Consider the following 26042-nt stretch of genomic DNA (forward strand, 5'->3'; position numbering starts at 1 on the left):
ATAAAAACGTGTTTTTAGAGTTGCATTCATAATCAGATTATGAAAAATATAAATCATTACAAATTAAATCTTTAAGCAATAAATGTCAACTAGCACATCCTTATTCTTAAAAAGGACAAAAACAGGTTTTGATAAAAATACATCAATTAAAAGTATAGAATAATAGCATGGAAATAAAAATTAATCCTAAATATCCTTCCGTTACAGATTTAAGAAAAAGAGCGATGGTTAAGATGCCAAAATTTGCTTTTGAATATTTAGATGGAGGATGCAACGAAGATATTAATTTAGATAAAAATCGTTCCGACATTCAGAAAATAGAATTAATGCCTCAATATTTATCAAAATTTGATAAATCTGATTTAAAAACAGAATTGTTTGGGCATACTTACGATGCGCCTTTTGGAATAGCGCCAGTTGGTCTTCAAGGTTTAATGTGGCCAAACTCTCCAGAAATTTTAGCTAAAGCTGCGTTTGACCACAATGTTCCTTTTATATTAAGTACAGTGACTACCTCTAGTATTGAACGTATAGCAGAATTAACAGAAGGAAAATCTTGGTTTCAATTATATCACCCAGCAGAAGAAACGGTTAAAAGAGATTTATTAGATAGAGCTGCTCATGCAGGAACAGATGTTTTAGTAATATTAGCAGATGTCCCTACTTTTGGATACAGACCAAGAGATGTTCGAAATGGTTTAGCAATGCCACCATCTATGAGTATAAAAAATATTATTGAAGTTTTTAAAAAACCAGATTGGGCAATTCAAACTTTAATTCATGGTCAACCTGCATTTAAAACGATGGAAAAATATATGCCTAAAGGTTTAAATTTAAAAAAGTTAGGTGAATTCATGGATATAACTTTCTCTGGGCGATTAAATGAAGATAGAATCGCTTCAATTAGAGACCAGTGGAAAGGTAAATTAGTAATAAAAGGAATTGTTAATGAAATGGATGCTCAAAAAGCCATTAATTTGGGTGTTGATGGTTTAATTGTATCCAATCATGGCGGAAGACAATTGGATGCTGGGCAATCTTCTATTGTTCCCATGACACATTTAGCAAAAAAGTTTAAGAACGAAATAAAAATCATGGTAGATTCTGGTTTACGTGGTGGACCAGACATAGCTAGATCTATGGCAAATGGTGCAGAATTCACATTTATGGGACGTAGTTTTATGTATGGTGTTGGTGCACTAGGAAAAGATGGAGGAAATCACACGATTTCCTTAATGAAACGAGAATTTCAGCAAGTTATGGAACAAATTTGTTGTGAAAAAGTACAAGATTTACCAAAGCATTTAATAAAATAACAGATATTAAAAAACCCAAGAAATTATTATTTTTCTTGGGTTTCTTTTTGATTTTAGAAGACATAAGTTTTTATCTAAAATGTATTATAATCCTCTCCTTCTAAATGTCTTTCAGCAAATAGAAAATACTATTTCCTTGAAACAGTAAGGTCGTTAAAATTGTTTTCACCTTAAAACACGAACCAACAGCCGCATAATTGAACTTCTTTTTTATAGCATATTGAATTAGTAACTCGCAATTTTAATATTATATCAATAGGTAATGTATATTATGAAAAATTTAGAATCAAGCGAAGTACATCTCTAAATCCGCAAAATTGATTTCTAGCTAAATAAGTGCCAATACTCATTTTATATGGTCGAATTCTAATTGAGCCAATAACTAACAAAAGTTCTAAAGTATATTTACTTTAAACTTTTAGACTCATGAAAAATCAACTTTTACTTTTATTTATTTTACTATGTTCTGTCACTATAAATGCACAGAAAATTATAAATAATCCAGATTATATTTCTAGTAATATTAATGGAAATATAACCCAAGTAGAACTTACCGATACTGAAACTATACTTCATGTTCTTATAAAATCTCCTGTCGGTAGTTGGATAGCTATTCCTAAGGAAACCTATATAGAAGATGCTTCAGGTAAATCAAAACGACTATTTATCACCAAAACTGACGGCATTTCATTAACAGGAAAAAATTACATAAAAGATTCTGATGAAATAAGATTTAAATTGTACTTCCCTCCTTTAGAGAAAACTACAACCAAAATTAATTATGGAGAATCGAACAAAGGTGGCAATTGGTTTATTTATAAACTAGATCTTTCTAAGGACGGTGTTCATTTTATAGGGAATTCTAAAAAGATTTCTAATTATTCTATAGTTACAGGATATCCTGCAACCCCTAAGACTGTTAATGGTTGGAAAATTGAATCAGGTATCCAAAATCCCAACCAGCCAGATACTACATTTGTTTTTAATATGTATAAACTAGGAGGAAATAATAGCTTACTTCCTACAGATTTACCCGAATCGTTTTTCGGGAATTGGTATGATAAATACGGTACCTTGATTTTAATTTCGACTCCAGATTATTTGGTCTCCGATTATAGAGTTCAGTATTATCGAGATATTCAACAAATAGGAGATAATAAATTTAATATCATCAGTACTATGAAGTCATTCGAAGTTTTAAATATTGATTCTGAAAGTATGACTATTAGAACAGATCGTTTAATTACTTTAAAAAGAAAACCAAGTACGAACAGTGTTCCGAAATTTATTAAAGGAGATTGGTTGCATTGGCAAAATAAAAAGGAAATTAAAGTAACCGATGATTATTTTTATAATAACGACCATGGCGAATTAGGTGTTCACGATGTTGTTAAGAGTCGAATTGACCAAGTGGTAGAATCGGAATCTGGAAATGTTATATGGTTTGTATTATATCACGAAGGGAATTATAATTTATACAGTGTCCGTAAAACTGATGGCGAATATATTTTACAACCCAGAGGATTTACAGATGCCAGATATAAAAAAATATAATTACACTTAAATCTAACTAAAAAGGCAACCGGAAAAGAGCACTTTAGTTCCTGACTTTAGTTTCATATTCAAGACCTCTTAAAACCAAAATTTATGAAAATATTTTTATTAGTTCTGACCTTAATCCTCTTAACTTCTATGAATCTGGCTGCACAAAAGGGATTCACATTTACCACATCAAAAAGTCAAAATGAATATAAATTAGACAGCAGACCTCAGATTGAGAAAGAACATGATCCTGAAAAAGCCAAAAACATTGAGTTAATCGATTTAATAGAAATCTTAGAGTTTAAAGGCATACAAATTAACAAATTCAAACTAGGTGAATTTGTTAAATCTTATAAATTATATGTCATTGCAGACGAATTTTTAGATGGTAAAATGATTTCCTCCGACACCATACTAAATACAAGCAACACCTATACACATTTTGAATCTGAAACACCTTTTTACGACTACATAGACCAAATAACAGTAATTACTGAAGATATTCCTGAGGAAAATAAAAGTAAATTATCTATAAAAACCTATTCCGTTTCAATGTCTACTATTTTAGAAATGAAGCATACCAAAAAAGAAAATTATCTGAATTGGAGAAAATATGTGGACACGAAATGGGCACTAAACAAAAAAATCCCATTATTAATATATGCATCATCCTGGAGAGATGAAACATTTGGAATCAGCAGATTTTGTGGTGTGAATTACTTAAAAGAAAATGAAGAAGGAACTAACGAACTCTTAAATTATTCACCAAATTATGTCAAGATTTCGTATGTAGTAAGTGACTAAAATGGCAACACTTTAGCATCCACATCATAAAAATCGTTAATTTTAACTACACCCAACTGTGGTACGTATTTACGACACAAACGATAAAAATTAAGTCTAAATTTATAATTAATTGAAATTAACAAAACTCATTTTATTTTTACTCCTTTTTCCTTTAATAGCAACAGCGCAAGGGATAAGTATATTGCCATCTGAGCTTCCGGAAAACACTTTTGGAAGTTGGGTCAACAACAAAAATGAAGTGGTACTGATCGTCTCTCAAGATTACCTTGTAATAAACAAAGACCTATTTTATTATAATCAGATTGTTAAAGAAAACAATGTTTTAAATTTCACATGTACTTATAATTTTGACATAAAATATATTAGTTTAACAAAAATAGATTCCTCCAGCATTATTTTAGATGAAGGCTATAAAATAACAAAGCTAACTAAAGCTTTATCTCCCAGTACAACTACATTACCAATATCTTTTATCGGTAATTGGTATGCCCCCAATTCTAAATTAGAAATACAAGAAAACGACATTTTATTCGCTGATACGTCATATAAACTAGATTACGCCATTTCAGTAAATAATGCAGAGTATTATTTTGTATTATATTATGATAGCGAGTATTATTTTGCCTTTAACTATATAAACGATAACAGCCCGTTTATAAATATAAATTTTCCCGAACCCATTGTTTTAAAAAAGGAGTCTTTCTTTCAAAAGTATCTTTTTGCGTTTATTGCTTTCATAACTCTTGCATTTATAATTCTTGGGTATTCGCTTTTTAAATGGAAAATAGCCTTGACAAAAAAGAGAGAAGTTAACAAGCGTAAGTTTACAGAAATGCAACTAAAGAGTATTCGTTCTCAGATGAATCCTCATTTTATATTTAATGCCTTAAGTGCGATCCAAAACCTTATAAACAAAGGTGATAATGATCAAGCAAATCATTATTTAACCGAATTTTCTCAACTCTTGCGCTTAACCTTAGATAAAAGTGAAGCGGGATTGGTGCCTTTACAAGACGAAATAGAATCTATAAAAAAGTATCTTGAATTAGAAAAATTGCGTTTTCATTTTAATTACGAATTAAACATAGACCCAAATCTTGATTTACAACAAACCGAAATTCCAGCCATGCTCATTCAACCCTTTGTAGAGAATGCCATACTGCATGGTTTAATTGAAAAAGTAGGAGAAAAAAAATTAAGTCTCGTTTTTAAGTTGGAACATGACAATTTAGTATGTGTCATTAGAGATAATGGGATCGGGATTGAAACTGCCCAAGCAAAAAAAGACAAACATTTTAAGCGCGAAAAGTATGGCGTTAAATTAGCAAAAGATCGAATCGATTTAATTAACGAGAGCTATAATACAGATGCTAAAATCACAATTACAGATCTTTCAAAACACAATTCAGAACACACAGGGACTCAGGTAGAAATTTATATGCCCTTAAAATATTAAAAATCTATAAATTCTAATCGCCCACAAAAAGCAAACCACATGATAATTAGAAGTATCCTAATTGATGATGAAACTCACAATCTAGAGAACCTTAAAGGGTTATTAGAAAAGAACTGCCCAAATGTAGAGGTTGTAGGGATGGCAAACTCTGCTGACGATGGTCTGAAACTCATCTCGAAAGTACAACCAGATTTAGTTTTTTTAGATATTGAAATGCCCAATAAAAACGGTTTCGATATGTTGGAAGCTCTGGGTAACGTAACTTTTGAAGTTATTTTTGTTACGGCCTATAATAAATATGCGCTTAAAGCTGTAAAATCTTGTGCTTTGGACTATTTACTAAAACCCATAGCCATTTCGGAATTGAAAGAAGCAGTGTCTAAGGTTTCTGAAATCGTTTCAGAAAAGAAGGAAAATCAGAAATTAAAATTATTGGTTCAAAATTTAAAAAATATAAACCAACCTCAAAAAATCGCCTTACCAACAGCTGAAGAACTCTATTTTGTAACTATAAATGATATTATAAGATGTAAAAGCGAGAACAATTACACGCTTTTTTTTCTTACCGATGGCACTTCCATTCTCGTTTCTCGCACATTAAAAGAATGGGATGATTTGTTGGCTTCACATCAGTTTATTAGAACACACCAATCGCATTTAATTAATAGCATACACGTGAAATCTTATGTAAAAAAAGATGGTGGTTATATTTTAATGAATGATGGTAGTATAGTAAGTGTTTCTAAGCATAAGAAGGAGCAAACTTTAAATATGTTAGCCTCTTTAAGATAGACCTCAAAACATGGTTTATCGATTTAGAGTTAGCAAATACCATTTTGAATTAAAAGCAATAAGCTGCGCTATTTTATTAAAATAATGAGGCTTAGCAACAATAGCGTCCAAAACGATTAGTCTCTATTTCTTTAAAGTTGTACCGTTATTGACTTTATGGAGTTCCTTGTGCTGTGAGAAGTCCTTTTTCTATATAAGTTGAATTTTGTTTTTTTGGCTGGCCTATCGAAAATTTATCGTAAAATTTGAAGAGAAAGTATCGTAAAATTTAAAGCTGTTTGAGCTAAACGAAAGTATTTATATTATTGATTTTTAGTCGCGAGTTCTTTAAATTTAGATAGTGAACGAAAAATTTAGATAAAAGTTCGTAAGCCTAGATTTTTTTGGTTCGTTTTTTTATCAATGAAAAAAATGAACATTTAATAATTTTTAGGACACGATTGGCTTAGTAAACGTTTTAATTTAATTTTCTGAATATCCGTTTTTAGTCATAGTTAAATTTAACTGTCTTGCTGAACTAGATTAACTCCGTTGAATCTTCGATTTCAGCATCTCATTATTATATGTTTGTCAGCAAATTAGAACTGAGACCCTGAAACGAGTTCAGGGTAACGAGCGTTTTATGACTTATTACGGACAATCAAATTTAATTTTAAATCATTAAAAAACTCTAAATATAACGTCCCGTAACGAGCATGGTTCTACTCGCAACGCAAACCGTTTCGATAAAAGGGCCTTGGCTATAGGCATGATAAAAAAATAAATCTCTTGATTTACTAATCGGTCCAAATTTGGAGTCTTTACATGAGAACCTCCTAAAGGACCAATCGTATTAAACATTTGGTCGTCTGTAAAAAGAAATAAGATATTAGGTTTCTTATGAGTTCAACTCGCTGCCTTATTTTGAGCATTACTACTTATAAACATAGCCAAACTTACCACAAACACTATTTATTTTAATTTTATTTTTTTCATCATTAGTTATGATTTTTAAAATTTTATAAAACATTATTTTAAAGTTACTTCATTTCAAATCTTACAAGATAAGCAAGTCCTTTTTTAACTTTCATTGCAATACCCCAAACAGGTTTTTCAATTTCCAGATTACCGTCTTCCAAATCTCGACGATATAAACCTGGAGCTTTAGGAATATTTGATAGGCTATCCTGAAATATCGAAAAATGCAAACCATCCTCAGCATAATTAATGCTTTTACTTATTGAAGCGAGAGATGCGACCCCTTGATCCATTTTCCAAATTAAGACTTCGTGACTCTTATCTAAAAGTGAACCTTTATGTTTTACAAAAAGCCCTTCTGGATTTTCTGCAATTGCGACATTCATTTCAGTTAAACTTGGACCTTTCTCACCATCTACAATAGATCTACCTTTATAGTATAACCAAATCTTATTTTCCTTAACTAATAAGCTAGCATCGTCTATTCTATAACTGTCAAAATCTTTTGGTATATCACTTATTTCTAAAACAGGATTATGTTCTACTCTAGTAAAAGGACCGTCTGGGCTATCTGAAACGGCAAGACCAATGGCTGTAATATCTGTAGTGTGATTTCCTTCAAATTCATTTTTTAAATTTCCTGGAGTTGGCTTTACTCCTGTGTAATACAAATAATATTTACCTTGAAAAGCGAGTACATTAGGTGTAAAAACAGAATGGCTATCAAACTTATCTTGGTCTCCCAAACCGATGGACATCCCTTGCTCTTGCCAAGTATAACCTTCATCTTTCGAAGTTGCATACCAAATTGTTGCCCAATATCCAGAAGTTACAGGACTAACCATTTTGGAGTACCAAATATAATAAGTGTCTCCTACTTTAATAATATCACTATTGTCACGCCTATTATATAAACTATCGGATCCAATACCTGTAATATCTTGATATGTGAATCGGATTGGTTTTTTAAAATATTCCTTTGTCGTTTCTAATTCGGATTTAGACTTATCCTCAGTTTTATATTTACAACTTACAAATGTGATCAATGATGTTACTGCAAAAACAATTAATAAACTGACTCTCGTTTTGATTGATACCATCTTAAATTTAATTAAAACGCAGAAGTAATATCTTCAACAGTAATTCCAAAAACCTGTTTTATAATAGGATTTAATGCTTCAACATCGCCTTCAAAATGACAGGTTAATTGTATATGTGTTCCAGTTTCACCCGACTTCAACTCTAAAGCTGGTGATGATGTTTCTAGTTCGTAAAAAGGCCCTAATGGTTTTTCTCCAGGACTAGGAGCACCATCATTATACGCATTAATTACATCTCCAGAAAATGGGTCTTCTTGAATCTCCCACATCGAGTTTACGTAATCTGTTGCCTCTTGTGGCTTATTGTATTTTACTATCGTTAATATACCGTTTTCAGAATCGTAAGCCCCGAGTACATCTTTGGCTCTCTTAGGCGTTAATCCAATTTTACTACGATGTTTACCATCACCACTAAAATAAATAACGTTCTCCTTAACCACCAAACGATCTGAAGGTACTTTACCAAAATAAGTATCGTTAACGATGTCTCCAAGTTCTGCTTCATCTCCTGAGTGATAAGGAATAAACATGGTTGTATTTGGCGACGGATTATACATCCCTAACATCCAAATGGATAATAATCCACTATCTTTTATCCAATCTGTTTCACCTAAATTTGTGATTGAATTTGTGGTTTGATACCCAACAACTTTTATTTGATCTCCGATTGCATGGATTCCAAGTTCTTTTATCAAATCTGTTTTAGAGAGTATCGCAACTTCACGCTGAATTCCCATATCGAACTGAAAACCAGAATAGTTTTTTAATGAAGCTTCTTTTGTAAACACCACTTTATTTGAAGATTGAGTTTTCACATCAAAAGGCTCTAAATCGATAAGTTTTGGGGCATACCAATCTTCTAATGTAAACGATGCTCCTTTTTCAAAATAGATAGAATATTGTCCACCTTCTGGACCAAGCCAGAACCGCTCTTCACCGCCATATACATTAATATGCTCTAAAATGACCTTAGATTCAAACAATTCTCTATTAATCCAACCATAACTTCTTCCGCTAGTTCCAAATGCACTACTCGTCATTACTCGGCCTTGTAGCGCTGCAGAAATAGCGACTTTTGAATTGCTTGATGTATCAGAAAGTTGAATAACATCAATGTAGTCTTCCATAAAATCAACATCGTCTCCGTAATTAGATGGCGTTGTATTATTAACGTTTTCACTAATTGTATCTCGTGAAGGATTTTCTTTTTTCATTTCAGATTTCTTTTTAAATGTACATGATGTAAAAAACAAAAAGGAGCATAGAATGATTCCTATGCTCCTAAATGAATTTATTACGTAATCTTTTTTCATTTCAGTAAAATTATTATCTATCCTTAATTAAAAATATACGTTTATATTTTAATAATACACCTCCAAAACATCGGCGTTCTCAGATTTTAAAGTCACAGCATCTATGGCCGCTGGTAAAAAAACAGTTTCACCTTTAGAGATTATATAAGATGTATCGTTCCAAAGTAACTCTAAAATCCCTTCAACACAAATATAAATTACAAAAGAATCTAGATTAGAATAATTTTTTTTCATTTCGCCTTTTACATTTACAATATTGGTTTTAAAATAAGGTGAATGTACTAAGGTATTCGTTCCGTTTTCTGTTTTAGAATACTGTGTTTTATAGGTATCGCTTACACTGTAATCGATAACATCTACAGCCATTTCTGTATGTAATTCTCTTGTTTCTCCTGTTGTAGCATCTACACGTTCATAATCGTAAATACGATATGTTATATCTGAAGTTTGCTGAATTTCAGCCAATAATACACCAGAGCCAATAGCATGTATACGACCTGTTGGGATGTAATATGTATCGCCTTTAGAAACCACATCGTTATTAAGTACTTCTAAAATTTTCCCTGACTCTAAGGCTGCTACATAAGATGCTTTATCTACTTGCTGATTAAAACCAACAATTAATTCCGAGTCTTTTTCAGCTTCCATAACATACCACATTTCATTTTTACCAAACGAATCGTGTCTTATTTTAGCGATTTCATTACTTGGATGTACTTGTATAGACAATGGCGTTTTTGCATCGATAAACTTAATTAATAATGGAAAATCTGTTCCGAATGCCTTGTAAACTGTTTCTCCTACAACTTCTGCCTTAAATTCTTCGGTTAAAGCCTTTAAGGTTTTTCCTGCTAATGCACCTTCACTAACTACAGTTTCATCGCCTTTAACATCAGAAATCTCCCAAGATTCTCCAATACTTTGGTCTTGATAATCTTTATGTAATACGGTTCTTAGTTTTTCTCCTCCCCAAATTCTGTATTTGTAAAGCGGTGTAAATTTTATTGGATATAATCCCATCTTTTATTTTGTGTTAAACTCGAAGAAGGTTTCAAAACCTTAATTTTGAAACCTTCTTAAATTTGGTTTATTATTATTTGTTAAACGTAACTTCTAAAGGTGAATTAATTTTTCGTGAAAACTCACTCAAATAGTTCTCCCATAATTCTTTAGTTGGATATTGTTTAGATTCTTTCCAAGCAAAACCTGCGTAATATACGACTTTATTGTCATTAACTTTAAGTTGGGCAAACAGATTACTACGATCTTGCATATTGGTAACATAATATTCTGAATCTGTCATGACACCCTGAGTGGTAACTATAGCTGTTCCAATTTCTGAATCAAAATAATTAGGTTCCCAATACGAAATCCATCCTTCTTCTACATTTTCAGTAATCATACCGTCGTTTTCATGTAAAGTTAATCCAATAGATAATTCATCGGTACCTTGGACATGAATTTCAAATCTTGACAAATTATTTCCGTAATCTAAAGAAATATGTTTCTCTTCTGAAATCACATTACCGTTAGCATCCCAATCTGCATAGTTTAAAATAAAACTTGTTCTAATAGGACCAGTTGTTATTGTTTCCCATGCTGTAAAATTCTTAGAAATGTAATATGATGTATCAATTTTAACTGCAGATCCTCCTACCCCACGGCTAGAACCAACGTGAAAATTATCTAAACCTTCGCCATAATCGATATGATATTCTCCTGCCTTTATAGCATTTCTAGCATACCATTTATTGATAATTGGATATTCAACTTTTTTCAACCATGCATCTATTCCACTAGACAATGTTCCTCCAGGAATAGAATCTTCAATCATTTTTTGAGCTACAGGACCATAAGTTCTAAATCCTACTTTATTATTTTCCCAAGTATAATCGTCTGTACGTTCTGGAACAAAGCGAGAATAACAATATGCTGTTGTATCTGGTGCAGTTAATGTTTTAGAAATAACCAATTCAAATTGTTTTTCTGATTTTGAATTCATTTCAGGTTGAAATAGCAACACATCTGCTGTACCATCTTGATCTTCGTCTACAAATTGAGAAACTAAAACCGCACTGGTTGCTTTATCTAGTATGACTAAATCTTCGAAAACTTCTCCTGGTTTTAAATTCAAATCTGATTTTGAAATTTCTATAGTTTCAAAACTTCTAGATAATTCTAAAGTGTTTTTTACAGTAATCACTGTACTTCCTTTATCTTCTTTAGCACACCCCATAACGAGTGTAAGGGCTAAAAAAGACGTGCAATAGACTATTTTTTTCATCTTTATTTTAGTTTGAAGAATTCCTAAAACAGAAACCCTTCGTTTTATCTTGGCTTACCGTATTGGTAAATCAAATTAATTTACATATTACTTTAAAGTGGCTACTAAACTACTTTTATTTGGTAACATTTATTAAATTTCTTCTATTTTTTATGCTGATATTGTCTTTAAATTTTCATCTAAAGGTGTCATTTTAGGCATTAGTAAATGTACGAAACCTAAGATGACTAAATAACAAGAACCTGCAATTAAAAACGCCCAAAAATAACCTGTATTTCCAGCTTTATCTAATACTGAACCTAAAGCAAAATCGGCAATAATACCTGCAACAGCTCCAACCATTCCTCCTACTACGGAAGCAGTAGCTTTTCTAGGAAATACATCGGATACTAATGTAAAAATATTTGCAGACCAAGCTTGATGACCTGCTGCTGCCATTCCAATAAGGAATACAGCTAACCATTTATTAACTGTGATTGCTACAAAACTTACAGGAAGTATTAATAAGGTTATTTTTCTTGCTTTATTAATAGACCATCACTTTCTTATGAAAACACCTGAAAGATATCCTCCTAAAATACTACCCCCATCTGCTAAAATATAAATAATAAAAAATGGTAATGCAATATCATGAATGTTTACTCCAAAGGTATCTGATAAAAATTTAGCTCCCCAGTATAAATAGAACCACCATACGGCATCGGTAACTTTAGCTAAGGCAAATGCCCAAGTTTGACGTTTTCCTAATACACTTTTCCAAGGTAATTTATCTTCATTCTCAACTTCAGAATCACTCTGAATATAAGCTAATTCTGCTTTAGAAACTTTAGGATGTACTTCTAGTTTCTTGTACATACGGAACCATAATAATACCCATAACGCACTAAGTGCTCCAGTTATTAAAAAAGGAATTTGCCTGTTTGTTCCATCTACTTGTACAATCCATCCTACTACAAACGGTGCCGAAATTGCACCAATACTTGTTGCCGCATTAAAAAGTCCTGTTGCAAAAGCACGGTCTTTTTTGGGAAACCATTCTGCTGTAGTTTTTATAGCTGCTGGAAAGTTTCCAGATTCTCCAAAACCTAAACCAAATCGAGCAGCTGCAAAACCTATAACACTAAATCCTGGTCTAACAAGAGCATGTAACATTCCAAAAACACTCCAGATTGCAATAGATAATGTATATCCTTTTTTTGTTCCTAATCTGTCAATTAATCCACCCATAGAAAGCATACCTATTGCATACGCTACTTTAAATGAGATCATGATGTTTGCATAATCACTATTTGTCCACCCAAACATTTTTTCTAAAGTCGGGGCTAACACTCCAATAATACTCCTATCGAAGTAATTTATACTTGTAGCAAACATTAAGAGTGCTAAAATTCTATATCTGTAGTTTCCTACTTTAACGGGTTCCTTCATCTTTATTATAAATAAATTTTAAAAAAAACTTGAATATAATTTAAGATAAAACGGCTCAATAATTACGTACACTCTACGCTCTGCATATAACTTAAAAACACTTCTATTAAAATCTATAAGAATCTAAACCCCTTAAGTTTAACTAACCGAACCCAATGTTAATGAAATAATCTTAATAGAACGTTAAGAGCTATACAACATATTCAGCTTAAGAATTTTAGACACGACCATCCTTAATTATTTAAAATCAAATAAAGAATGGTCGTGTTTAATTTTTATTCGTTTGAAGGTTTACCAATAGTGGCTAAAATACCACCATCTACATATACAACATGTCCGTTAACAAAATCACTTGCTTTTGAAGCTAAAAAGATAGCTGCTCCTTGTAAATCTTCTGGATTTCCCCAACGCGCTGCAGGTGTTCTACTAATTATAAAATCGTTAAACGGATGACCGTCTACACGTATAGGTTCTGTTTGAGATGTAGCAAAATATCCCGGTCCAATCCCATTCGTTTGGATGTTAAATTTAGCCCATTCTGTTGCCATGTTTTTAGTTAACATTTTCAGTCCACCTTTGGCTGCTGCATAAGCACTAACAGAATCACGTCCTAATTCACTCATCATAGAGCAAATATTGATGATTTTACCACCACCTCTTGCAATCATTCCTTTTGCAACATTTTTAGACACAATAAAAGGAGAGATTAAATCTACATTAATAACTGCTGCAAAATCTGCCACTTCCATTTCTATAATCGGTATTCTTTTAATAATACCTGCATTATTAATTAAGATATCTATAGGACCAACTTCTGATTCTATTTGTGTAATACCTGCAATTACTGCAGCCTCATCGGTTACATTAAATACATAACCATGTGCCTCTATCCCATCTGCTTTATATTCTATTAAAGCATTATCTATAGCGGCTTGAGATAAATCGTTTACTACTATTGTAGCTCCAGCATTAGCTAAACCTTTGGCCATAGCCATACCTAAACCATGAACACCACCTGTAATTAGTGCTGTCTTTCCTGTTAAATCAAATAAATTAATTGACATCTTTCTATATTTAAATTTTATCTTAATTCAGTTATTTTGGCAACATCCATATCATTGTAATCTAAATTCTCTCCTGCCATTCCCCAAATAAATGTGTAGTTTGAGGTTCCTGAACCTGAATGTATAGACCATGGTGGAGAAATAATTGCTTGATCGTTCTGCATCCAAATATGACGTGTTTCTGTAGGCTCTCCCATAAAATGACATACCGCTTGATCTTGAGGAATATCTAAATAGTAGTATACTTCCATTCTACGATCATGAACGTGAGCTGGCATAGTATTCCAAACACTTCCCGTTTTTAACTCTGTCATTCCCATTTGTAATTGGCAAGTGGTTACAATACCACCAATAATCATTTGATTTACTGTACGGTGATTTGCAGTTTCTAAAGACCCTAATTCAATTTTATTCGCTTCAGATTTACTTACTTTTTTTGTTGGAAAGTTAGTATGTGCAGGTGCCGAATTTAAATAGAACTTTGATGGTTTACTTGCATCATCACTAGCAAACACAACGTCTTTAATTCCCATACCTACATATAATGCGTCTTTAAAACCCATCTCGTATGTCGTTCCATCTACCGTTACAGTACCATTTCCACCAACATTAATAATTCCTAATTCTCTACGCGCTAGGAAAAATTCTGCTTTTAACGGATCGATAGTTTCTAGTGTTAAAGCACTTGAAGTTGGTACCGCAGAACCTGCGATATAACGATCGTAATGTGTATAGGTTAAATTAATTTTTCCGTCTTGCATTAAATTATCAATCAGGAATTCGTCTCTTAATTCTTGAGTGTCGTATTTTTTCACCGTTTGCGGACTTGAAGCGTATCGTGTTTCGTAATTCGTACTCATAACTTTTTTATTTAATTTATTATAATTTGTTGTTTATATTCTTCATGAAAATCGCATCAACTTATTCTAATTGATACACTTTAAAATTATCAACTGTCATGTGATTTTTAACTGTTCTGAATCCAAAATAACCAGAAGTATATGGATCTGTATCTTCAAAATCTACTAATAATTGATTGTCTCTAAAATATTGAATTGTTCCGCCATAAGCGACAATTTTAATATGGTAAGCTTTATTTGGCTCCAACATAAATTCTGCATCACTTAAATCGAATTGTGGTAATAATGGGCGTTCTCCATTCCCTACATAACGTCTAAATCTTGTGGTCTTATTTTCGTTTCCACCTACACCCATGTAATATAATTTTAAAGCGTCGTAATTTGAAAATTTACCTCCTCGCTTATCAGAGTCAGCAAAAAGATTTGTTGGATTTTTAGGATCTGTAGCCATCCAGAAACAATTTAAATCAGATACACGATCATTTAGTCCGCCGTCTTGAATTAAAAATACATCGTATTCAATCATAATCGGGCCTTCAAATTTTTTATCTAACCAAACTGTACAACCTGAAACATCATCAATTTCAAGTTTACTATCAATTGTTTCTACAGTTCCGTCTGGTGTTTGTTCCACTACCCAATTGGTTATGCCTGAATCAAAATTTTCTTCAAAAATTAAATTTGCATTCACTGTTTTATCATTAATTGTCACAGATTTTCCTGGATCTCCACAAGAATTAAACAATACCAATACAAGTGACATTATTGCTACTATTTTTATTCCTTTATTGTTTAGAAAAATTCTCATAATTATTTTAGTTTACTTGTTTAATTAAGACTACACTCCAAGGTGTTAACTCTTGTTTAATCTTTAACACTCCGTCTTTATCTGCATTTACATAATTCGTTTTCATCGTGTTTGCATACACTTTCATCATTTTAATTTGCTCACGTGTTGGTGGTTCTGGTTTTCCCATGTCTTCCCAAAAATTATGAATATTTCCATGATCTTTATCCATGATTTCAATTTCGAAAGTTGCTCCTGCTTCTAAACCTGTTAAAGAAAAATCTAATTTTTTATTTGTTCCTTCTTCACGCTTATTGCTTCCAGATGGCACAGCATTTTCATACTCTTTTGGGTAATTATATGCCAAGGCAACAACACGTCCATCTGTTGAATTTTTACTAACAAACAAGTAATCATCATTATAGATTTTCTGATCTCCTAACTGGTTTAACATACGGTAAGCATGGTAAGACGGTTTAACTAAACCTTGATAATTAATCATTCCAAAACCACCATGAAAGATACTTGCTGCACCTCCTTTTTCTTCAAATATATCTGTAAACGTCCAAAAAGCTAATGAATTTGTTAACCCAATACAATCTAAATTTGTTTTTACGATATAAGCTGCAGCTGGCAAACGATCGTGCATCGCATCTCTACTACTTGGACTCGTGTTCCATTCTGTTAAATGAATTTCCACATCTGGAAATGGACTCTTTGCTATGGTTTCGTTTAGCCACTCTAAATCTAATTTTGTAGACCCTACAGATCGCGTAAGCCCTTTTCCTTTTCCTGTTTCTGGATTAAAAGCATAATCTGTTGGATACGGATGACAGCTAACAAAATCTACTGGTAAATTTTCTTTTTTACAATAGTCAAGGAAGTCTTCAATCCAAACCCCTTTCCATTGTAACGCATTAATATCTTCAGCCTCAAACACAGCATCAGACACTTTATCGTTAGTTACTTCTCCTGCAAAACGCTCGTCTGGCACAAAGTTACTTGTAGAAGGTCCTCCCACTTTTAATCGTTTGTCTACAGATTTTACTGCAATTGCAGATTGCTTATACATTTCGAAATATTGCGACTTTGTACCATCCCAAAATAATGGGTATAAATTAGGTTCGTTCCACACTTCGAAATACCATGTTAATACTTCTTCGATACCATATCGATCTACACAGTGCTGTGTAAAAGCTTCAACTAAATCGTGCCATTTTCCAAAAGTATCATCTGCAGGTGTAATATTCGCTTTCCACCAAAATACGGTTTTAGAATTTTCTGCAGCCATACTTGTTGGTAAAAATGCTAGCTCTACAAAAGGTTTTACATTTAAGTCTAGCATTCTATCAAACAAGTCGTCTATATATTGCCAGTTATAAACCATTTTACCTTTTTCTTCTACAACAGGAAACATATCGTCGTGAAATAAGCCGTGGAAACGCACATATTCGAAACCACAATTTTCTTGCACTTCTTGTAATTGTTCTAACCAACCAGCTCTTAAACCTTCGTTTGCTCTACCTGCTCCAACCATTTTACTCCAATAATGTTCGAAATTTTCGCCGGTTTCGGTCGTATTCACTTTTATGGATTGCTGCGCACGCAATACAAAAGCACTACACATGATTACTCCTATTGTTAAAATTCTTAGTATTCTCATTTTTAGTTAAATATTTAGTCGTATTTGGTTTTAATCCTTTAGTTTACTATTACTTATTTAAGATGATAGTATTTATAGATGTTGCTGCAACCTCAACTCCAAAAGCGGCTTCTCCTATTTTAAAGTTGATTGTTTTTGCTGTAGGATCTGTGTTATTAACTAATACCACGACACGTCCATCTTGTAATTGAAACGCAATATGATTGGCACCTTCAGACGATTTCAAAAAGTGATCTCCAGGTTGCACAAAATGAGATAAGTGTTTAAACAAGTAAAACTCGTCTGTATATGTTACCGCTTCTGTTTTTTTATCGATTACAACTATTGAATTTTGAGGCCATCCCCAAGCACTTTTCCCTGTTTGATCTAGTATCATATTCCAATACATATAAGATCCTGCTCCATTATTAAAGTAGTGTACAAGATCCTTCCAAGATCTATCTACAGAAGTCCAATCGTTTTCCTGCTCGCCACATTTATTTTCTGTTTGCATCAACTTCATATTTGGAAACGTTTGATGCACCGTTGGAATGGCTTTAGCTCCTCCCCATTGAAAGCCGACACCTTTTATATAATTTGAATCTTTTTTATCTTCTAAAATGGTTTTCACATAATCCGGGTCACCAGAATTTACCGTGCCTAACCATATTTCAGTATCTAAATTATCACTTTCAAATTGAGGTCCAAGAAAACCATTAATAAAATACGCCATATCTTCTGCTCTCCACGTACAACTTGGCCAGTTTGGTTGGAATGCCACCTCGTTTTGAGGCATAATAGCAAATAACGGCACACCTGCTTCTGCATACGCTTGAACAAATTTTGAAAAGTATAATGCATAGGCTTTTAGGTATTGCTCTTGCATTTTAAATGCAGTAGCGTTATTTAGAATTTGAGCGCCTAAATCCATTTTATTCCCTTCTTTGGCATTCTCAAAATTTCCACTTCTCATGGCGTAATGCTCATTGACTTTCATCCATGCTGGCGGAGACCATGGTGATGCCCAAATTTGTAAATCAGGATTTACCTTTAACGCTTCTTTTATATAAGGAATTAAAATGTAGCGATCTCTATCGATATTAAAATCACGCATTTCGAAATCTTCAGGAACGTCATTGCTTGAATAATAACTTAAGGCATAATCTGAAGCGCCTAAAGGAATTCTACACATGGAAAAATTAGCACCTTCTTTTGAAAACAAATCTTCAAATACTCGATCGGAAGCCTCTTTTGACAAACTACTTAAAGCATCCCAACCTAACTCATTAAACGCCCCACCAATACCATCAACTTCTTGTAATACACTATCTGTATAAATGGTAATATCTGCAGTAACATTTTCTTTATTTTTCTTTAAGAAACGTTTTGGTGTTTCCCATCTGCTAGATGCCGTTGTCGTAATTAAGTCTACATCTTGTGCAAAAAGTCCTCCAAAAACAAAAAATGCTGCAGCACAAACAGCTGGCTTAAATGTAAATTTGAAAGTTCTTTTAGAGTTTATCATTTTTAAATATATTAGTTTCGTTTTTAATCTTCGGTTGAAAACACTGCTGCTGGCAGTCCTTCTATATTATACAAGTTTGCACCTTCTGGGTTTGCAGACCATGCATAACGCACAGCTGTAGGGTATTTAACACCTTTACCCCAAACTTCGATAGTGTTATTCGATTTAATTTTAGCTTTAGCTGGTTTCCATGTACCATCTGCACTCTTTATTTCGAACCATTTTAAAGGTTCTTTTACTTCAACAGTAGCGTCTAATAGATTTTTATGCCCTACCATTAAACCTGAACCAACTTCATTAAAAGTCACCTCAGCTTTCTTTCCTTTTATAGTTATCGATTTATATAATGGTCCGCTTACTGCATCTACTTTAATATTATAATCGTTTTGTAACGCCCAAAGTGCCAATCGTTTTCCCGCATCCATTTTGTTATGCGGATGCACGTCTTTAGCTTCCCCGATATCGTACAACACCGCCATACCTGTATTTGGTACTTTTAAGGTGCGTCGCAACTGATTGTTTACCATTGCCCATCCATTATCTGAACGTTCATCAGGAACTTCATAACCCGCCAATTGCATCCAGTAGAAAGGTAAATTGCCTTGCCCCCATTCTTCTCTCCAACTGTTAATTAGTACTGTAAAATAATCTTCGTATTCTTCTTCAAGAAAATGTGAATTACTTTCACCTTGATACCACAAAAAGCCTTTTATTCCATAAAGTACAATAGCAGATAACATCCCGTTATGAAGTGTTGCTGGCATTTGGTGATCTTTTTCTGGATGCACTTTTCGGTAAGGTTTTTTAGTTTTCTTTCCACTTTTTTCCCAAGCATCAATTTTTTTCTGAAACGTAGTATCTATAAAATTTTCTACAGTATATACATCCGATATTTCCTTTGCTTCTGCCTTACTTGCTTCAAAATAAGCTTTCATATTTTCATCGGCTAAATACGTCTCCTCTGAAATCCAAGGCTGAATTCGTGTTCCACCCCAAGAACATTCTAATAAGCCTATAGGAATATTAACATGTTTACGTAATTCTTTAGCGAAGAAATAACCTGTAGCAGAAATTTCACCAATCTGATCTGGGTTTACAGACCGCCAAGAGTCTTCAAAGTCGGTTTTCTTTTCAAATAAAGATGTTGATTGAGGAACTTCTATATGACGAATCCAATCGTCGTTTGCAGTTGCAACTTCATTTCTGATGTATTCAACAAGCGGTTGGTATTGTGGTTCTCTTGAATCGCCTACGAATTTATTCATCGCAAAATCCATATTAGACTGTCCCGTACATAACCAAACATCGCCTGATAAAACATCGTTAATCTCTATTTTATTTTTTGAAAACACCGTGATTTTATGAGGCCCTCCTGCTTCTGGAGTTTCAAGATCTGCACGCCAAGTTCCATCTAAATTTGTGATGACTTGCGCCGATGCTCCCCAGCTTGTTTCTATGGTAATAATTTCGTTGGCATCTGCCCAACCCCAAATAGGAATTACTGTTTCTCGCTGTATAACCATGTGGTCGGAAAATATAGCATTTAGTCTTACATCGGCTAAAATATACTCCGGAAAACTTAAAAATATAACCGCTAAAATTAACCAACATTTTTTTAAACTAAGTGAGTTATAATGTGTCTTCATTTTGTAGAAAAGTGTTTCGTTAATTTTGTTTAAAAATGATATCCTATCCCAACTTTTTTTTGATGAAAAATAGTTATCTCATTTGCTCTTGTAATATTATTACTTCATTATTAAAAACGATATAAATTATAATTCTTTGACTATAACTTATAACTCATTTTAATTGCACTTAGCATTTAAACCCTTTAACTGCACTTATTCGTCCAAAATATGCATCTAAACCTCAATTTATGTTTACCTATTTATTGTTCTGAATTTAACACATAATAAGCATCAAAAATCGACCAATAACCACCCTTTATTTTAATAAACAAGGGTCTGATTTTAACAAAAAAAAGAGACCAAAAGGCCTCTTTTTATTTATTAAAAACAATTTTATTTCCACCTTTAAGTGGGCTCAAAAATTATAATTTTATGATTTTTTTGTTAATGATTTTAGACGAATCTTTAATTGTTAAAATATAAATTCCACTATTTAATTTAGATAAATCTAATTTTGAATGAGCCGAATTCAACTTCAACTTTAATACTTGTTGCCCATTTATAGTATTCAATATTACTTCAGTATCTTCTAAATTTAAATTAGCAGATAACAATGAAATATTAAGTTCGTTTTTTACCGGATTTGGGTATACTGCTATAGGTATCTCTTTATCATCTATACTTAATGTAGAATCGTAATATTCAACAATTAATTCCGCTGGTAAATTATCTTCAAATTCTTTACTATACCAATCTATCCCAATACCACTATTGGCTGGGTCTTTTATTGCCATAGTAATTATTTTATCGTCATTATATTCTTGAGCCACATAAGAAGATGCATCCCACTCATTCCAAGTAGACGGAATAGTTGTTATGCTAGAGCGTTCATTTTCGTAATTTGGTTTGTTATTCCATGTAATTTCAGATTCTACCCAAGTATCATCTGCTACATCGTAAACTACACGAATATCCTCGTATTTTGTACGCTGATACATTCTTAATTTTGCCGAAACAATAGGTCCTGGAATTGTGCTCAAATCAAATTTTAAATACACATAACGAGCATCTTGTTTAGTTACCATACTCGTAACCTCTCCAAAGTTATCATTAGCTTTTCCTTCATGCACATAAGCATCGGCATCTACAATTACATTCATAGTACCACCAATCTGGCTTACAACGTTTAACTCTTGCGTGACTTCTGGAGCAGGATTAAAACTATCGTCTCCTTCTTGAATTGCTGAAATTGTAGACATTCCAGTACCTACAAGATGAACTTGACCATCTACAATTGTAGCAACAGATTCATTAGAACTTGTATAACTTACTGACAATGCAGAACTTGAAGTCGCCATAGGATCGAAATCTTCACTTCCTAGAACCTTATAAGGCAAAGTGAAAAATTGAATCTCTTGATCGTCCTTAACAATACCTGTTTGAGCAAAACTAAACTGATCTAATTTAAATGCTTCCGAGCTACCTCCAAAGGTTATTTTTAAACTTTGAACACCTTTAGTTAATTCAATATCTTCCGCGATAGTCAATGTTTTCCATTCACCATCTGCAGTATTATTAGGGACTACAACCGCTCCTGTTTTATCTTCACCCGCAAAACTAAATTGTATAGTGCCATCGGCTTGACTTGCCATATAGCTAATAGAAATGCTATATTTTGCAGTTTCAGGTACAGAAATGGTATAAGTTAACCATTCGCCTGCTTCAATATTTGTTAATGCATAATTACCATCTCCAAGATCTTCCAAATCTACAGCATCAAACGTTCTATACCCGCCACCTGTATTACTTGTGGTTGCATCGTGATAAATACGTCCTTCTCCTTGCTGAATTGGGTCGTAATCAAAATTTTCGACTTCAATAGGATTTGAAATATCATGCATCGCATACATAGGTAGACTTAAATCATCAAAACCAATTATAGGATCTCCATAACATAACATTGGTCTTCGTGCTGTTAAAGCGCCCCAACCAATGGCATCGTTAGTCCACCCTTGAGCCTCATAACTAGATACTTCAATGGCTTTATCTCTCGCACGCGTAATCCATTTAACGTCATCTTCTGTTTTAAAACCACGTCCGTAATAATGCGCTATTGGCATTTCAAACACGGGACGAACTCCTGGAAAACCAGCTATACCTTCTGGGCTAATCGCTTTAGAGTACCAGCGACCTGTGCGATCGAAACCTTCTTTAAACTCACCAGATTCTACACTTGGTACCCATGGTGTTGTCTGATCGTCGTAGGACTGAATCTCAGACACGTTATATTTCATATTATATTCTAACCCAAGTAACAACCTATCGTTTGTAAAGCTATATAAATCATCACCTTGATTCCATGCCATTTCCGCCATAGAGGTTAATAATCCAATTCCAAACATAGTATGTTGCTGATCACGCGCACTCTCTTGGCACTGCCCATTTTCATAAATATAGTTGGTCATGACTTCGTTATACCCGTAATCTTCAATAGTGTTACCTCTTGTAATGCTATAGGTATCTGAATAATCGTTACTTGCTGTAATTTCATTACTCGTGTTAGGTCCTGAAGGATAAGCTAAATCGTCTGCTCTGTGTGGTTCTCCTTTTACATAATTTAAAGCACGGTCGTACATCACTTCATTATCTAAAAAGATACCCATAGCCATTATTGCACGCCAACCTGACAAACCTTGATTCCCATGTCTTACAGGATCTCCTTCGTAAGCGCTCCAATAAAACGTAGTATTATTTCGGATATCGTCTGGAATAGTAGTGGTTGAATAGCCCGGATATACCAACATATCTTTAAAAGATTGAATGTCGCTTTCGTTCCATCCAGGATATGTGCTTTTAACAATTTCGGCTGCTTCAATCATAATATAAGCAATACCTCCGCTTAAGGCTTCGGTACCTCCACTTGTAACAGACGTTAAATTAGACCAAGCTTTAAAAATTTCGACCGCCTTATCGGCATGTTTACTTTCGCCTTCGATATACCACCTTAAAGCATTGTAATAAGCTGCACGAATATCACTATTCCACGCGCCATAATTTACATTAGAATCACGTCCTAGTTCTGTAAAACTTTCGTCACCTTGAACCACATAATCGTAACTGGATTTAGAATCGTTTGCCATCTCTTGATATGAAGTGTACCAAGGATCTACTTGCGCTTCGACCATGGCTTTCACCCTGTCTAAATCGGACTTTTTATGGGTAATTCCCGGATGAACGAATTGCGCTTGGACTGAAAACGCACCTAAAAACAGTAAGCATATACAGCTGAGTTTTTTCTTAAATAGAGTTGGATTGGTTAAGTCCAGTCTTGTAATTTTTTTAATCATAATAATTAAGTTAATTTGTTAATACTAAATGAATGACTTACTGACGTTGTAAGACATTTTTCGTTAAAGAACCTCATCGTAGAAATGTAAAGAACGTGATAAGCATAGTAAACTTAAAAAAGTAATCGTTTTTCATAATTATATAGTTTTGGTTATCAACAAAAAGAACGAAAGTTTAAAACACCTTTCTAACTCATTCATTTTATTGCGTTTATACAGTTTGTAATATTATAATTTGATTATGAAAACTCGTGTAAATTATAGGTCTTTGATTATAAATTATCACTCTTTTGAAGAAAAAAGCTATCAGATTTATAAAATTTTAACAATTTATAATACTAACAAAAAAGCTTCACTTGTAAAATTACAAGTGAAGCTAAAAAAAAACAATTACTAAATTTTCTATTAATATAAAAACACAATAGAATACAACACAGACATTTAGTATCTTTAAGTATAAAAATGACTTAAATATATGCCAGCTACTCTTTTATTAATTCTTCAATTTTTTGTTCCAAGTCTTTTCCTCTTAAGTTTTTGGCAATAATAACACCATCAGGGTTTACTAGAAATGTTGTAGGATATCCGCTTATACCATATTGCTCTTTAATGCGGTTGGAGTCATCCGTAAGAATTTGTGGCCATGAAATGCTATACTTTTCAATCATTTTGGTAACATCTTCAGGAGCACTGTCCCCTATTATACTTACGATTTCAAATTTAGAACGCGCTGTATTTTCATAAAATGCTCTAAGATTAGGAAGTTCTTGAACACATGGTCCACACCATGTTGCCCAAAAATCGAGTAACACATATTTTCCTTTTAAACCTTCCAAAGAAACCGATTCTCCTGTACTAAATTCTTTACCTGAAAAAGGAAAGGCTTTATAACCGACTTGTGTAGAGAATAATTGATCTTTAGGTTCTTTCATCTTCTCTAAAATCAATACATTTTCATTCTTATTTACACCTCGATTTTTATATGTATTACCATTAATTTCGATGTATTCATTTTCTAGAATTATAACATTTTCATCTGCTTTACCTTCACTTAGAATACTATCTATAATAACCAGTTCTGAATTATCGTAAGATAAATTTTTAAACCCATTTGAAGCTACCGCCAATGTTACACCTTCTAAGCTCGTTGTTGCATACTGAGGAAAATTACTTAAAAACATATTGTATTCTTTCATATATACAATAAGTAACGGTGCACTAACGGTGGTTATTTCGTTATTTACAAAACGTTCAAAGTTCACGTCCTTCACATTTGCTTTAGCTAAAGAATCGTTATCAAATTTAACCTTGGGGTCCATTTCTGTAGGTTTAAATATCTTATCATCGGAGAAATCAAGATTATTATTTGTGTCCACAATCATTTGTACCTCACCTATTGAATCTTTTCCGAATGCAAAAGCAATCTTCGTTTTAATAGGTGCTTTAGATAAGTTTAAAGAATCGGGAATCCAATTCCAAGTATTCTGAAGTTGCTCATAATGCGCTTTTGTAATGGCATTAGTATGGTAACTTTCATACACCGATTGATAGATATCTGTATTAATATCCCCTACTTTAACATCTGTCCAACTGCTAGGAACTCCAACGGTTTTGAGCTCTGTCTTTTTCCAAGGATTATTTTCGGATTCAGAATATGGAGACATGCCTCCCATACTTGACTTAAAAGGACCATAGCCGTATATTTCAGTTAATGGCAACTTTATGATACTCTCATTTTCAAAATCTTTCTTACTCTTATCACAGCTTACAATGAGAAATAATAGGCAAATAGGTGTTAATATTCTTTTTAGAACTTTCATTATTTAGAAATCTTATAATTATTTACCAAAACAGAAGCAGAAATGTGTAGAATTTTTTCTAATTCTCTAATCATATCGACAGTCAGTCTTTTCTTTTTATTTAATATTTCAGAAACCCTACTCTTTCCTCCTATTATGCCAACCAAATCTTTTTGTTTTAGATTCATTTCTTCCATTCGGATTTTTATAGCCTCAATAGGATCTGGAGCTTCGATAGGATAATACTGATTCTCATAATTATCAATTAACATAGACAACACCTCTGCTTCATCTCCTTCTATTGTATCAACTAACGAATCAAAAATCACTTCTAATCTTTCTAAAGCATTTTCGTAATCTTGTTCAGATTTTATAGGTTTTATATTCATAATTCT

20 protein-coding genes are annotated in these 26042 nt (G+C 33.0%); 5 read left to right on the forward strand and 15 right to left on the reverse strand.

Features of this window, described 5'->3' with window-relative positions; all coding sequences use genetic code 11:
* Positions 1 to 167 precede the first annotated feature (167 nt).
* The 5 genes from R6X41_RS05545 (at position 168) to R6X41_RS05565 (ending at position 5913) form a co-directional block, all read left to right on the forward strand.
* Positions 168 to 1316 (forward strand): alpha-hydroxy acid oxidase, encoded by a 1149-nt coding sequence (locus R6X41_RS05545; protein ID WP_318498214.1) that lies wholly within the window; start codon positions 168 to 170, stop codon positions 1314 to 1316.
* A gap of 426 nt (positions 1317 to 1742) precedes the next feature.
* Positions 1743 to 2870 carry a hypothetical protein gene (locus R6X41_RS05550; protein WP_318498216.1) on the forward strand — a complete coding sequence of 376 codons (1128 nt, stop codon included), beginning with the start codon at positions 1743 to 1745 and terminating at the stop codon, positions 2868 to 2870.
* A 93-nt stretch (positions 2871 to 2963) separates the two neighbouring features.
* Positions 2964 to 3662, forward strand: a complete 699-nt coding sequence (locus R6X41_RS05555) for a DUF5041 domain-containing protein (protein ID WP_318498218.1) — start codon at positions 2964 to 2966, stop codon at positions 3660 to 3662.
* Positions 3663 to 3774: 112 nt separating this feature from the next.
* Positions 3775 to 5121: a sensor histidine kinase gene (locus R6X41_RS05560; RefSeq protein WP_318498220.1), complete on the forward strand. Its 1347-nt coding sequence runs from the start codon at positions 3775 to 3777 to the stop codon at positions 5119 to 5121.
* A 39-nt stretch (positions 5122 to 5160) separates the two neighbouring features.
* On the forward strand, positions 5161 to 5913 hold the full coding sequence (locus tag R6X41_RS05565) for a LytR/AlgR family response regulator transcription factor (protein ID WP_318498221.1): 753 nt from the start codon (positions 5161 to 5163) through the stop codon (positions 5911 to 5913).
* 1019 nt (positions 5914 to 6932) lie between these two features.
* On the opposite strand, the gene R6X41_RS05570 is transcribed toward R6X41_RS05565, so the two are convergent.
* The 15 genes from R6X41_RS05570 to R6X41_RS05640 form a co-directional block, all read right to left on the reverse strand.
* Positions 6933 to 7970, reverse strand: coding sequence for a family 43 glycosylhydrolase (locus R6X41_RS05570; protein WP_318498222.1), 1038 nt, complete (start codon positions 7968 to 7970; stop codon positions 6933 to 6935).
* 11 nt (positions 7971 to 7981) lie between these two features.
* A complete protein-coding gene (locus tag R6X41_RS05575) occupies positions 7982 to 9184 on the reverse strand; it encodes a DUF6786 family protein (RefSeq protein ID WP_318498224.1) in 1203 nt (400 codons plus the stop codon).
* Between the two features lie 147 nt (positions 9185 to 9331).
* Complete coding sequence (locus tag R6X41_RS05580) at positions 9332 to 10303, reverse strand: type I phosphomannose isomerase catalytic subunit (RefSeq protein WP_318498226.1); 972 nt, start codon at positions 10301 to 10303, stop codon at positions 9332 to 9334.
* A gap of 73 nt (positions 10304 to 10376) precedes the next feature.
* Positions 10377 to 11567 carry a BT3233 family polysaccharide utilization protein gene (locus tag R6X41_RS05585; protein ID WP_318498227.1) on the reverse strand — a complete coding sequence of 397 codons (1191 nt, stop codon included), beginning with the start codon at positions 11565 to 11567 and terminating at the stop codon, positions 10377 to 10379.
* Positions 11568 to 11717: 150 nt separating this feature from the next.
* A complete protein-coding gene (locus tag R6X41_RS05590) occupies positions 11718 to 12005 on the reverse strand; it encodes an MFS transporter (protein ID WP_318498229.1) in 288 nt (95 codons plus the stop codon).
* Positions 12006 to 12104: 99 nt separating this feature from the next.
* Positions 12105 to 12995, reverse strand: a complete 891-nt coding sequence (locus tag R6X41_RS05595; RefSeq protein ID WP_318498231.1) for an MFS transporter — start codon at positions 12993 to 12995, stop codon at positions 12105 to 12107.
* Positions 12996 to 13270: 275 nt separating this feature from the next.
* On the reverse strand, positions 13271 to 14059 hold the full coding sequence (locus tag R6X41_RS05600; protein ID WP_318498233.1) for a gluconate 5-dehydrogenase: 789 nt from the start codon (positions 14057 to 14059) through the stop codon (positions 13271 to 13273).
* Positions 14060 to 14076: 17 nt separating this feature from the next.
* The gene (gene kduI / locus R6X41_RS05605) at positions 14077 to 14919 is read right to left on the reverse strand and encodes a 5-dehydro-4-deoxy-D-glucuronate isomerase (protein ID WP_318498235.1); all 843 of its coding nucleotides are present in this window, start codon (positions 14917 to 14919) and stop codon (positions 14077 to 14079) included.
* A gap of 61 nt (positions 14920 to 14980) precedes the next feature.
* The gene (locus tag R6X41_RS05610) at positions 14981 to 15727 is read right to left on the reverse strand and encodes a DUF6250 domain-containing protein (protein WP_318498236.1); all 747 of its coding nucleotides are present in this window, start codon (positions 15725 to 15727) and stop codon (positions 14981 to 14983) included.
* A 7-nt stretch (positions 15728 to 15734) separates the two neighbouring features.
* Positions 15735 to 17369 (reverse strand): GH39 family glycosyl hydrolase, encoded by a 1635-nt coding sequence (locus R6X41_RS05615; RefSeq protein WP_318498237.1) that lies wholly within the window; start codon positions 17367 to 17369, stop codon positions 15735 to 15737.
* Positions 17370 to 17418: 49 nt separating this feature from the next.
* A complete protein-coding gene (locus R6X41_RS05620; RefSeq protein ID WP_318498238.1) occupies positions 17419 to 18873 on the reverse strand; it encodes a glycoside hydrolase family 30 protein in 1455 nt (484 codons plus the stop codon).
* Between the two features lie 23 nt (positions 18874 to 18896).
* Positions 18897 to 20519, reverse strand: a complete 1623-nt coding sequence (locus R6X41_RS05625) for a sialate O-acetylesterase (RefSeq protein WP_318498239.1) — start codon at positions 20517 to 20519, stop codon at positions 18897 to 18899.
* A gap of 404 nt (positions 20520 to 20923) precedes the next feature.
* Positions 20924 to 23848 carry a CBM96 family carbohydrate-binding protein gene (locus R6X41_RS05630; protein ID WP_318498240.1) on the reverse strand — a complete coding sequence of 975 codons (2925 nt, stop codon included), beginning with the start codon at positions 23846 to 23848 and terminating at the stop codon, positions 20924 to 20926.
* A gap of 482 nt (positions 23849 to 24330) precedes the next feature.
* Positions 24331 to 25668, reverse strand: a complete 1338-nt coding sequence (locus tag R6X41_RS05635; protein WP_318498241.1) for a TlpA family protein disulfide reductase — start codon at positions 25666 to 25668, stop codon at positions 24331 to 24333.
* Positions 25668 to 26036: a helix-turn-helix domain-containing protein gene (locus R6X41_RS05640; RefSeq protein ID WP_318498242.1), complete on the reverse strand. Its 369-nt coding sequence runs from the start codon at positions 26034 to 26036 to the stop codon at positions 25668 to 25670. The genes R6X41_RS05635 and R6X41_RS05640 overlap by 1 nt, the downstream gene beginning before the upstream one ends.
* Positions 26037 to 26042: the final 6 nt, after the last annotated feature.

Origin of the sequence: Formosa sejongensis, from assembly GCF_033447105.1 — a bacterium.
Lineage (GTDB): Bacteria > Bacteroidota > Bacteroidia > Flavobacteriales > Flavobacteriaceae > Formosa.